Genomic DNA, 13,422 nt, shown 5'->3' on the forward strand with positions numbered 1-13,422 from the left:
TTCAGATGAAAAAAATTATATTATATACGATCTTATTAGTGATGACTTATGGCTATGGCCAAGAGTTGAATCTACCTGTTTTTACCCAATATTTGGCCGATAATGATTTTGTGATTTCTCCAACCTACGCGGGTATTGGCGATAATTTCCGGATCAGGGCCAATGGTTTGACCCAGTGGGTGGGTATTAAAGGTGCGCCTGATAATCAATCATTATATGCAGACTTCAGGATTTCTGACCGTTCAGGAGTTGGGGTGTCCTTATACAATGACAAAAACGGGAACACCAGACAAAAAGGTGCCAAGTTTTCTTTTGCGCACCATTTGATCATCGATTATTATTCAAAGCAATATCTGTCTTTCGGGGTTTCCTATAACATCAATAGTTTTAGAATTGATATTGAGAATTTCCAACCCAATTATGAAACGCCAGTTATCGATCCTTATGTCACAGATGACCGAGCAACCACCAACAACAATTTTGACGCTGGTGTGCTATACAGGAATAAAGGCTATTATTTCAGTTTTAATGCCAATAATATCCTGAAAAAGGATATTGACGATTTTACAGGTATTGAACCAAGTTTGCTCTTAAATTATCAAATTTACACAGGAATTGTGATACCGAGCAAGAACGATAAAAGTGTGGAGTTTGAACCTTCTGTATATTACCAAATGTTCAGTAGTGACAAACGTTCCAGTACCGATGTCAACTTTAAATACCGAAAATATACCGGAAGAAATGATTCAGGCGATTATTATTGGGCGGGGGTATCTTATCGCTTCCTCAATGATCAATTGTTTAAGCCATTAAATATCGGACCAATGGTAGGACTAATGAAGAACAAGTTTTATTTTGCCTATTCCTATCAGATCACCACCAACGCAATGGCAGGTTATAACTCGGGGACGCATATGGTGACCATCGGATTGGATTTCTTGCAGGGCATTAGTAATTGTCCATGTACGATGAGTCCCATCCACTAAGAAATAAATTAAATATTAAGATAGATTCTAAAAAAACTTTATACCAACCAACAAAAAAAACCTCAATAGATGCAAACTATTGAGGTTTTTAACTGCTGGGGAAATATTTACACCTTTTTAATTTAAATCAATTTTTACAACCTTTGTTTTGTTGTCCTTCTTAAGTTGGATCTTATAGATTATTTCAGAGGTTTGGCCAGCCTTAAAAGAGCTGAAACACCATGATTTATGAAACTCCCACCCTGGATATTTCTTAGCCAATTCATAACCGATACGGTAAGGTATGGGAACGTTTTCAAAAACGCCTTCTGATTGGATAAAACTACCATCTTTAGCATAAATAGCGTCAATATGATTGATACCTTCAGTAAAATTCACGGTGTAGGTCGTGTTTGCCTCGGGTGAATAAACCTTTGAGCTCTTAATGTCATAATTAAGAACCTGTAATTGTAACTGCATTGATTTTTCTGCTAAAAACAGTGCTTCATTCGAGGAAATGGATGATGGGAGATTGAATTTTCTTTCAAGACCTTTTCTATTGGTCAGGTTGGTGTTTTCGGCGTAGGCAATGTCAACTTGGGAATACGTTACTTGTGCATATCCTATAAATAGGATGGTAGCGAGAATTGTTTTCATGAGGGTTAAATTTAAAATGATTAAAATAAGATGTTTTTGCTATCGTATTTATAAGGGAATAATCATTATTAAAATCTTCCATAAATTTACGCTATGCTTTTGTTAAAATGCTGATTTCTAAATAGACACCTGATGGACAAGCCATAGACAATTAATAGACAACTCAAGAATTTACGGTAGCGGGAGGTGGTTTTATTATAACTGCTGAATAAAATCATCGAGATGGACATCATCCGCTAATTTCATTTTTTTTCGCATTCTATAACGGCTTGTATTTAAGGAGGCAAGTGTAATATTTTGAAGGGTGGCAATATTGTGGCTTTCCATTTTTAACCTGATAAGAGAACACAATCGGATTTCGTTTTTACTTAAATTCGGGAATAAACCCATCAAATGTTTATAAAAGGCATCATTAAGCTTATCTAACCGTTCATAAAACACTTGAGAATCAGTGTCAAATTGGATCTTGTTTTGTATATCGAGCTCCAATTGCTCTAAAATCATGGCTGTGTCTTTGGAATTTCCAGATTTCAACTGCTTAATCTTGGTTGCCAACATTTCCGCCCATTGTTGATTTTGCAATAAATTAAGGGCGAAATCCGATAGATCACGTTGTTTTGATTGAATTTCTGAATTAAGTTGATCCACCTTTAATCTCGTGTTTTCCAGTTGGTGTTCCGCCAATAATTTCTTGTTTTTAACATTTATCAGATGCTGTCTACGACCTAATAAAAGGAGTAACAAGAGTATGATAAATGATAGAGATATCAGCGAAATAATCCACAAGGTGGCCTTTTGACTCTTAATTTTGTTTTCTTTTTCCAAACGGTCAAGTTCAGATTTGAGCGCTACTCGATCTACAGTAATGGCATTGAGTTCTTCACGCCATTGTCTATCCTGATGTCTCGCAACCTTTGACAGACTATCAGAAAAGAACGCTTTATACCTTAAAGTAGAGTAGGCTTTGGGAATATCGTTTTGCGCTCTGTATAGGTTCTCTTTCACCGAAAGGTATTCCAGTTTTGACTCTGGCATCAGTTCCTTATTATCCTTAGTATCCATAACTATGGAATCAAGTTGTGCGAACACCTGTTGTGCCGTCTCTAATTTTCCCAAATCAAGATGGGTCTGCACTAATTGACACCCTGCGCTGATGAGCCTTGGAAGGTCCCTCGACCCCGTTATTTCTATAATTCCTGTTTTATAGAATTCGAAATTCATCGCATACAAAGATTGAGCCTCAGTACGTCTGCCTTGCTCCGTATATACATCTGCAATATTATCACGTATGCTGGCTAGGAGTGAATGATGAGGAAATGCTTCTTGGGTAATGGCAAATGCCCTTTTAAAATGAAGCAGTGCGGAGTCAAGATCTCTTTTAGTCAAATAATAAAATAATCCATAATTGTTTACTGCAGAAGGATATGAAATAATAGAAAGTGTATCGTTAAAACGAATGTTCTTTTCATGTTGGGCCGCAGCACTGTCAATATAATTCAATTGCGCATAATTATCGGCCAAATTGCTATGGGCATAACTTACCATGGACACGTAATCATTGACTTGTCTTTGACTTAATTCATGTTGATGGACATCATAATACCTGAAAAAATCTTTATAAGAATTAATGGATTCTTTTATTAAACCAATGTCACGAAACCAATTGCCAGAATGTAAATAGGCATCAATAACAAATGCAGGTTTGCCTTTTATAAAGGGCAACAGGTCCATACGTTGCAAATGCTGCGAGAGGTAAGCTTCCAATTGCTGTTCGGTAAAAGAAGTACGTCGGTAGGTTTTCATCTCATCTTCGGGAAATGACTTTGCCATGTTCGCACTCAGTTGCTGATATTTTTCAAAAGCACTAACACTGGTAATGTGCTCTTGAGCGACGACGAAGATGTGACTGCACAAAAAAATAATAACAGATAAAAGATGGAAGGTCTTCAAAACTGAGGATTGGTACTTTGTTGTATGAACCATATAAATATAATGAATATTGGGTCATTGTAAATTTATTTTATGAATTTAATTTGAAATAACCTTCTAATAATCAGAGCAGTCTGTTTATTTGATGAATATGTTGGTCACCATCTTCAATTTGAACTTGGGCAGTATCCATTGGCCATTAAATGAATATAAATAGAAGGAATGTATCCTTACGGCATGGTTGTATTCTCTAATTGGAATTCTTATTAAACCAACGGTCTCCTTATACAATTTCAATACATTTAGTTTTCTTTAAACTATAATTGATATTTTTATAGCGATGAAATCAAACAGACCAATACTATTGCGCCTACAGATGTGCATGGCACTTCTTTGTTGCTTATTGTTTCAAAATAGGCTAGTGGCCCAGTATGCGCCATATTTTCAAAATTATGATCTCTCGCAATACAATGCCGGAAATCAGAACTGGGGTATTTCTAAAGCTGAAGATGGTCGACTTTATGTTGCCAATAGCAAGGGTTTATTGGAATTTGATGGGTTAAAATGGACATTGAGCATGCTTCCCAATAAGACCACTTTGCGCTCCGTCCATGCGGTAGGTAAAAGAATTTATATTGGCTCGTATGAGGAATTTGGGTATTGGGAACGCAATAAATTTGGCCAACTAAATTACACCTCTTTGACGGATAGCTTGAAGCCAGAAGGAATTTTGAATGAAGAATTTTGGCAGATCATCAGTATGGGGGATGCCGTCATCTTCAGATCCTTCTTAAATATATATATTTACCAAAATGACCAGATAAAAAAAATTGAACCACCTTCAACTGTTCTTTCTTGCTCTGTTATAGATGGAGACTTATATATTTCAACCTTATCCAACGGTATCTTCACATTAAAAAATGACCAATTAATCTCTTTTATCGATCGTAAGGAATTAATAGATGCCAAAATAATTACGATTACCAAAACTAACGATGAACTTTTGATCGCTACCTCATTACGAGGCATCTTTAAATATAATAACGGTATCTTAAGTCCTTTTAAATCTGAAATAAACCCGATTTTAAAAGAACAGCAACTCAATGAGTTTTCTGAGATGCAAAACGGAAATATGATTTTTGGAACCATTAAAAATGGTGTATATATTACAGATCCCAATGGGAATCTCCTATTTCATATCCATAAGGAAAATGGTCTTATCAATAATACGGTACTGTCTCAATTTGTAGATGATGATGACCAACTATGGTTAGGACTTGACAATGGTTTGGCATCGGCTAACTTAAGAAGTCCATATTTGTTTTATAATGATGTTTCTGGAAATTTGGGTGCGGTTTACGATGTCATAAAATATAACAACACCGTTTATATAGGCAGCAATACAGGACTATATTATTTGGATGCAGACAACGCCCTACAATTTATTGATGGCTCACAGGGCCAGGTTTGGGATTTGAATGAGATTGAAGGCGATCTTTTGTGCGGACATAATAATGGCACTTACCTTGTAAAGGAGAACCAGCTTCAACTTATTTCTCCACATACCGGAGGTTGGGTAATAGAAAAAGTATTGGGAACACCAAACACCTATATTCAGGGTACCTACGCCGGACTGGTCAGGTTCAAAAAGGAACCTACGGGATGGACGGTAAGACATTTAGGAAAAACAACCATGCCCATTCGTTTTCTAGTGTTTGAAGATGCATACACCGCATGGGTGGCCCATGCCTACAAAGGCCTTTATAAAGTGAGGTTTGACAGTGCCTATGAGAGTATTGTTGAGCTTCGCAATTATGAAGATAAAGGCTTATGGTCACCTTATAACGTGCGGGTCAATGCGTTAAAAAATGATATCTGCATCAAAACCAACGAAGGTTGGCAAAAATATGAACCGCTATTGGATTCCATTGTTCCGTATCCTTTATTGAACCGGAATTTCGGGAAGAGTTCCTATATCATTTCTGAAGATGACATCGCGACATTGGCCGTTAAAAATAAAAATAAAATCAACTTTAAAACCTTTCCGGATAATGGTGTAAAATCATCACTAAGTAATAAGTATTTTGAGACACGGCTTATATTAGGTTATGAGAACATTTCTAAACTTAAAGATTCTCTATTCGCTTTGAGCTTGAATAATGGATTTATGTTGTTTGACAATACGCTAAGCCCAGACTCAGTTGAGTTATACCAACCAAATTTTGAAAATATACTCATCAACAAACAGCCTATAGCCATAGATACGGTTAAGACCGTCGAACTTCCCAATAGGTTTCAGGCTTTCACGGTGGCATTGACTTCGCCAAAATCCAAAGATCATTTTTTTGAATACGCCATAGCCTCTCAGGATACCATGCATTGGTATAAAATGGAAAATGATAAATTGGAGTTTTCCAATATCAGTTATGGCGATTATGAATTTCTTTTTAGAACGGCCAACCAATTAGGGAACACATCAACGCCTCGCAGTCTAAAGGTTAAGGTATTGCCACCATGGTACAGGTCAGCACAAGGATATCTATTATTTGCAGCGTTATTAGTGTCAACACTCATCTTGTTCTACATTCTCCATCGCAAAAAAATAAAAAAAGAACAACGATTGTTGCAGCTCAAATTTGAAGCAGAACAAAAAATCATTTTAAAAGAAAAAACAATTGAAAATGAGAGACGTATCGTTGAACTTAAAAATGAGTCCTTACAAAACGAAGTTAAATTAAAGAGTAAACAACTTGCCAATACTGCGATGGCCTTGGTGAAAAAAAACGAAACGCTTTTAGAGCTCAAAAGAGAAATTCTGTTGCATAAGAACTCTTTTGATAACTATTTCTCCTACAAGAATATCATCAAAAAAATAGACTCCTCTATCAGCCATAAAGATGAATGGAAAGTTTTTGAATACAATTTCAATCAGGTGCATGAAGAGTTTTTTAAAGACTTAAAGAGCAAACATCCCAAATTGACCGCAAAGGATTTAAGGATTTGCGCCTACATCAAAATGAATTTATCCACAAAAGAGATTGCGCCATTATTAAATATCTCCTTAAGAGGCGTAGAGACTCAAAGATATCGATTAAGAGGCAAATTAGGTTTGGATTCCGATCAATCTTTAACAGATTACTTGCTTAATTTCAAATAATACAACTTCAATTCAAGCCTTTTCACAATTTTTTATACGTCATTACTACGTCAAAATCCGATTTCGCAAACGTTTTCGGTCATTTTTTAGTAACTTAAGGCTACGTCATTATTGAAATTTAAGGTTTTTTTAACGTTGACGTACTTAAAGTGTAAATGAATTTATGGAAACGCTTTAAATTCATTATATATTTCGATTAACTAACACAATAAAATTTATTTATATGAAAGCAAGACTAATTTTATTCTTATTTTTTCTTTTCAGTTATTCCGTTTCCCAGGCCCAGGAATTAACTGTCACAGGAACGGTAACGAGTGCAGAAGACGGTTTTCCTGTTCCAGGGGTCAATGTCTTGATTAAAGGGACGTCCAGAGGAACAAGTACCGACTTTGATGGGAACTACTCGTTGAAAGTCAATAGAGGTGAAATTGTAGAATTTTCATCATTGGGCTTTAAAACGGTTACGGTGACCATTGCCAATCAGACCACACTTAATATCAGCTTAGAAGCCGACATTGAAGCTTTAGGTGAAATTGTAGTTGTAGGTTATGGTTCACAGAGAAAGGCAGATTTAACAGGAGCGATCACAACCGTTCAGGCGGAAGATATTGAAAGAACTCCTACGAGCAACGTCATGCAATCGCTTCAGGGCAAGGTAGCTGGGGTTCAAGTGGTCGGTGTGGGCTCTCCAGGAGATTCTCCAAAAGTAAGATTGCGTGGGGTTGGAACTTTTGATGGAAGCAATAATCCGCTGTATGTGGTCAATGGAATGTTTTATGACAATATTGACTTCTTGAATACCAGTGATATCGAGTCTGTTTCTGTTTTGAAAGATGCGTCATCGTCTGCAATTTTCGGACAAAAAGCAGCGGGAGGAGTCATTATTATACAAACGAAGTCTGGCAAGTTTGAGAAAAAACCAGAATTTGTGTATAACGGATATTCAGGCTATCAATTTGCCCAAAATGTTGTAAAAATGGCAAACACCGAGCAATTTGCCACTATGGCTTATGAGTCGGGCTCTTCAACCGATATTGCAAATATCCAGAATGCCATTCAACGCTATGGAAGAAGCAGGATCAATCCAAACCTACCAGATGTCAATACCGATTGGTACAAAGAGATTTTACGTCCGGCAACCATTTCCAGTCACAGTATTGGTGTGAATGGCGGCGGTGAAAATGCGACCTATTCATTGGGGGCCAACTATTTTTCGCAAGATGGTATTATGGATATGAAAAATGAGTATGAGCGTTTTAACATCCGGTCAAATGTGGATATCAAATTATCTGAACGATTTAAAATGGGAACCAATATGGTGTTTAGTAATGCCACTAAATATAATGCCGAGAATGGCGCATGGTTTCAGGCCTATTTTGCGGTACCAACCCTTCCAGTTTACGATCCTTTAAATACAGAAGCAACACCAGTGGCATATTCTGATGCCACAAAAATTGGTTATAGAGGTTCGCAAAACCCGTTCCCGACAATGAGATTCAATGAAAACCAGTTGAAGATCAGAAAATTATTGACCAATATTTATGCTGAATATTATATTGTACCTGAAAAATTGTCGATTAAAACATCTTATTATCATGACTATTCTTCTATTGAGGAACGCAATGTTAGGATGCCATATTTCATTTCTCAAAATTCACAAAGAGAAACCTCTTCTATTAGAAAAGCGCAGGCCACTTACTCCAATCAAATTTGGGATAATGTAATCACTTATAAGGATGTCTTTGGAGATCATAATATTACGGTATTGGGCGGTACCTCTTATCGTGATGAAGCGGTTCATAATCTTTCGGCTACCGGTGAAGATATCACAGGTATTGATTTTGAAAGCTCTTGGTATTTGGATTTTGCCGACCCTGAGTCGTTTAATGGCAACGTAAGAGATAACGGCGGACGTGTATATGGTGTGTCTTATTTTGGTAGAGCGGAATATAGTTTTATGGACCGTTACTTAATCAACGCAACCATTAGAGCGGAAGGCGATTCAAAGTTTACCGCAAATAATTGGTTATACACTCCAGCATTCGGATTGGGATGGGTTATTTCTGAGGAAAATTTCTTGAAAGACAATAATGTCATTAATTTTTTGAAATTGAGAGCCAGTTATGGTAAGCTAGGAAATGGAAGTCTTGGTAGAAGTTCTGGTACTAGAACGGTAAGCATCGTCCAAACAGATATTGGCGATCAACCTGTGAGTGGTATCGTCTCAACCAGCAACTTTTCCAATTTAGAATGGGAGGTAACCGAAGAAAAGGATTTTGGTATTTCTGCCAGAATGTTCAATAGCCGATTGACCTTGGAAGCAGATTATTTTATACGGACAACGGACAATGCCGTAATTCCAGTAATCCAGCCGATATCAAATGAAATTGTTAGAAAAAATGCAGGAGAAATTAGAAACCAAGGCTTGGAGGTGAGCTTGGATTATAACCAAACTCTTAATGATAATTGGAGATTTAATATTGGGGCCAATATTTCAACACTCAAAAATGAAGTCATATCACTCGCTGAAAATCAAGAATATATTGATGGCGGCTCTGCCGAGTTCCGTCAACGCACCCGAGTTGGAGACCCTATTCGTGCGTTTTTTGGCTATGAAGTTCTTGGGGTGTACCAAAATGCAGCCGAGATCCAAAATGATCCCATTGCTATGGCCAACAACTTGGTGCCAGGCGATTTGAGATACCGTGATGTCAATGGAGATGGTGTGTTGGATGCTGATGACCGTGTCATATTAGGTTCCTATTTGCCAAACTTTATGTATGGAGGTAACCTTGGAATTAGTTATAAAAACTTTGATTTCTCTGTAAATGTTTCAGGACAGTCTGGAAACAAAATCTTAAACCGCAAACGAGGTGAAGTCATTTTTACAAGTGATACCAATATGGATGCTGATTTGGCGATCAACCGTTGGCATGGCGAAGGAACTTCCAATTCCTACCCATCCTCAGCAGGTTTAAGAAAGAGCTGGAATCAAAAATTAAGTACTTATTTTATTGAAGATGGTTCCTATTTCAGGATTCAAAATATTCAATTGTCATACACGGTAAAACCTGGTTCCTTATTAGGAAAAAGGATGCCTGAAACGCGATTGACCTTTACTGCGGAACGACCGTTTACGTTCTTTAAGTATAATGGATTTGATCCAGAAGTACAAGATGGTGTTGATAGACAGACCTATCCTGTCCCAGCAGTTTACACGATGGGAATCAATATAAAAATCTAAAAAAAAATGCACGATATGAAGAATTTCAAACAACTATTAAACCCACTAGTCTATGTGCTAGTTGCAGGTTTGTGCTTTACATCCTGTGAAGACAAACTCAAAGAACAAGATGGCCAGCTGGGAACTGGCGATTTAGATTATACCAAAACCAGTGATATGATTATGCCGTTGATTGGTGCCTATGCCCAAATATATTCAAGAGGTTGGGAAGACCCACTGTTGATAGGGGTAAGAGGAGATGATGTCAACGCTGGAGGTCTGGGAGATCAACAACCCTTTGCGGAAACAGATTTGTTCAATTATGATAAGGGGTATTGGATGTATAATTCGCTATGGACCAATATGTACAGTGATATCTTAGATATTAACAACGCCAGGGAAACCATTCAAACCTATAAGGACTTTGCTCCAGAGAGTGCCTATGCCAAAGCCGATCAATATATGGCAGAAACTAAAGTGTTGAGTGGATGGACCCATCTTCAAATGTCTCGTGTATGGGGCAGCGTATTTATTATTACCCAGTCTGATGTTACTGATGACTTGGCGAACGGTGTTGCAACAAAAGCAGAGGTCATGAAGTATGTGTCTGATCTGATGGATGAGGCCCTGCCGTACCTACCTGATATGAGACCAAACCAACGTACCGATGTACCTGGCGGTGTCACCAAATACACGGCTCTGGCTGTAAAAGCTTTAGCCAATTTGGAACTCGAAAATTATCAAGAGGTGGCGAATGCTACAAGTACCATAATCAATTCTAATAAATTCATGTTGTTCAATGATTTCTATCAGTTATTTAAAATGCCTGGTGAGTTGAGCAATGAAAATTTATTTGAGTTTCAATATTCTGATTATGGTTCGGCAACAGGTTCAGTCAATAACCATCTTTACGCACCATTTGGGCCTCAAAATTGGACTCCGGCAAGGACAGGAGCAAGCTCAGGATGGGGATTTTATGAGCCGAGTTTCAAATTTATCAAGTTTATGTTGGACAGAAATGAAACGGTACGTTTGCAAACAAGCGTGTTGTTTACCGATAGAGGGATTGCAGAAATTAAAACAGATCCTGCTTATGCTACCTTACCGTCATGGATTTCAAACACTACGCCTGATGGTGATGTTATCAACGATTTTAACAGGGCAAAATTTTCCAGTGGAAAACACTATTTGCCATCCAAGCAGCTCACCGATGGCCGTAACAGCTATGGTTCAGGTAAGAACTTTATTGTTATTCGCTATGCTGAAATTCTATTGATGTATGCGGAAGCCTTGACAAAAGGAGCCAATGCTAGCGGAATGACGGCAGACCAAGCGGTTAATTTGGTAAGAAACAGAGCCGGCCTTGGAGACTTAACAGGCGTGACCCATGCAGATGTAATGGATGAGAAATTTGCCGAGTTGGCAATGGAGTGGGGCATTCGCTATTTCGATTTGATCAGATTGAAAAATTATGCCGAATTGAGCTATGATGGTAGAACATTTACCGAAGATAAGGCATTACTTCCTTATCCTCAGGCGCAAGTGGACTTGCTGCCATTGGGTGTTCAATAAAAATAATTCACTTTTAAATTATATAAAAATGAAAAAAATTAACAGACTAATTTTCGGAATATTCACCTTAATGTTGATGGTATCGTGTTACGAAGGTATTGATAAAATTTCGCAGGTAGACCCAGGACCGGATGCAGGTGCACCTATTGTAACCATAATGAGACCTGCTGACGGACTTGAAATTCAGGTTCCTGATCTGGTAACTTCCACAATGGTCCAATTTAGGGTTGAAGATGATATTGAGATTGCAACTATCACTGTCATGTTGAATGGTGTTGAAATTGCATCATATGACAGTTTTATCGATTATAGAATTGCCAACCTTGAGTTCATGCAAGATAATATCACAACTGGCGATCATGTATTGACAGTAACGGCAACCGATTTGGCCGGAAATGTGACTACGGCATCGTCGAATTTCACAAAATCACCTCCCTACACACCAATGTTCGCAGGAGAACAATTTTACATGCCGTTTGATGGCGACTTTACTGAATTAGTAAGCGTTATCGCGGCCGGAGAAGTTGGAAGTCCTGGATTTGGAGGCAGTAGTTATGCCGGTTCCAATTCCTACAAAGCAGGTACAGATAATTATTTGACCTTCCCGACAAGCGAACTGACTTTAGGTGAAAATTTTAGTGGCGCATTCTGGTATAAAGTCAATCCTTCACCAGACCGTTCGGGTATTTTGACCATAGGTGCCAATGCAGATAATCGAAACCAAGGTCTTAGATTGTTCCGTGAAGGAGGTGCCGAAAAACAACGGATCAAATTAAATGTTGGTACCGGAAGTGGAGAAAGCTGGAATGATGGTGGCGAAATTGATGTTGCCGCTGGAGGTTGGGTACATGTGGCGTTTACCATATCGCCGACAGAAACTAAAATTTACCTTAATGGAATGGAAGTCAATACGGGGACTTTAAGTGCGGCAGTAGATTGGACAGGTGCTTCCCAACTGGTCATTGGAGCAGGTGGTCCAACCTTTAGTTATTGGAATCACAAGTCGGATTCGAGTTTGATGGATGAGTTGAGATTATTTGACACGACATTGTCACAGACTGAAATCACAAGTATGATTGCCCAGGGAAGTCAACGAATGCATGTAAATTTTAATGGCAGTTATACCGATAATGTACGCGATATTGAAGCCACTATTGTAGGAACACCAGGTTTTGCAGGTGAAGGATATGCTGGTTCAAACGCCTATAAAGGTGCTGAGAATGCATATTTGACATTTCCTACAACAGGATTATTGAACAATCAATTCAGTGCTGCATTTTGGTATAAAATAAATGCAACGCCAGATCGTGCCGGTATTTTGGTCATAGGACCTCCAGATACAGAAAACGCCAATTTCCCTAATGTTCAAAATAAGAGAACCAGTGGATTCCGTTTCTTCCGAGAGGGTGGCCCTACCAATCAGATTTTTAAACTCAATGTGGGTAATGGCACCGCAGATGCTTGGTTTGATGGAGGTGCCGTTGCTACCATAGATCCGACTGCAAATAATGGATGGATTCATTTGGCCTTTACTATTTCTTCAACCGAATGTGTGGTGTATATTAATGGAGAGGTGGTCAAACGGGGCGACTTTACAGGAGTGGACTGGACCGGTTGCGATTTGCTTTCTGTGATGTCAGGAGCACCTCGATTTACAGGATGGAACCACAAATCTGACCTGAGTATAATGGATGAACTGAGAATTTTTGATAAAGCGCTTTCGCAGACTGAAATCCAATCTCTAATGTTCTAAGAAAAAATGAATCGTCGTAATGGCGGGTGTGTTTTTTTATTGAGTTAGTCTAATTTGATTTTGGCTGCATTCTGGCGACGGAGTGCAGCTAAAATTTATTAGTGAAACCCAAAACTCAGAAGCGTAGCGCATTGAGTTTTGATGGTTGAACTAATCCCGCTCTTTA

At 38.2% G+C, this 13,422-nt stretch carries 7 protein-coding genes; 5 read left to right on the forward strand and 2 right to left on the reverse strand.

Annotated elements, in window-relative coordinates; translation table 11 throughout:
* Positions 1-5: 5 nt before the first annotated feature.
* Positions 6-986: a PorP/SprF family type IX secretion system membrane protein gene (locus G6N06_RS04135; RefSeq protein WP_163514807.1), complete on the forward strand. Its 981-nt coding sequence runs from the start codon at positions 6-8 to the stop codon at positions 984-986.
* Positions 987-1,103: 117 nt separating this feature from the next.
* Here the strand turns inward: G6N06_RS04135 and G6N06_RS04140 are convergent, their stop codons facing one another.
* Positions 1,104-1,622, reverse strand: coding sequence for a hypothetical protein (locus G6N06_RS04140; protein WP_163514808.1), 519 nt, complete (start codon positions 1,620-1,622; stop codon positions 1,104-1,106).
* 195 nt (positions 1,623-1,817) lie between these two features.
* A complete protein-coding gene (locus G6N06_RS04145; RefSeq protein ID WP_163514809.1) occupies positions 1,818-3,452 on the reverse strand; it encodes a helix-turn-helix transcriptional regulator in 1,635 nt (544 codons plus the stop codon).
* 439 nt (positions 3,453-3,891) lie between these two features.
* On the opposite strand from G6N06_RS04145, the gene G6N06_RS04150 reads away from it, so the two are divergent.
* From G6N06_RS04150 to G6N06_RS04165, 4 genes are all read left to right on the forward strand, one after another.
* Positions 3,892-6,708 (forward strand): helix-turn-helix and ligand-binding sensor domain-containing protein, encoded by a 2,817-nt coding sequence (locus tag G6N06_RS04150; protein ID WP_240337968.1) that lies wholly within the window; start codon positions 3,892-3,894, stop codon positions 6,706-6,708.
* A 223-nt stretch (positions 6,709-6,931) separates the two neighbouring features.
* On the forward strand, positions 6,932-9,952 hold the full coding sequence (locus G6N06_RS04155; RefSeq protein WP_163514810.1) for a SusC/RagA family TonB-linked outer membrane protein: 3,021 nt from the start codon (positions 6,932-6,934) through the stop codon (positions 9,950-9,952).
* 15 nt (positions 9,953-9,967) lie between these two features.
* Positions 9,968-11,503 carry a RagB/SusD family nutrient uptake outer membrane protein gene (locus G6N06_RS04160; RefSeq protein ID WP_163514811.1) on the forward strand — a complete coding sequence of 512 codons (1,536 nt, stop codon included), beginning with the start codon at positions 9,968-9,970 and terminating at the stop codon, positions 11,501-11,503.
* 28 nt (positions 11,504-11,531) lie between these two features.
* Positions 11,532-13,256 (forward strand): LamG domain-containing protein, encoded by a 1,725-nt coding sequence (locus tag G6N06_RS04165; protein ID WP_163514812.1) that lies wholly within the window; start codon positions 11,532-11,534, stop codon positions 13,254-13,256.
* Positions 13,257-13,422: the final 166 nt, after the last annotated feature.

This window comes from Gelidibacter japonicus, from assembly GCF_010725055.1.
Taxonomy (GTDB): Bacteria; Bacteroidota; Bacteroidia; order Flavobacteriales; family Flavobacteriaceae; genus Gelidibacter; species Gelidibacter japonicus.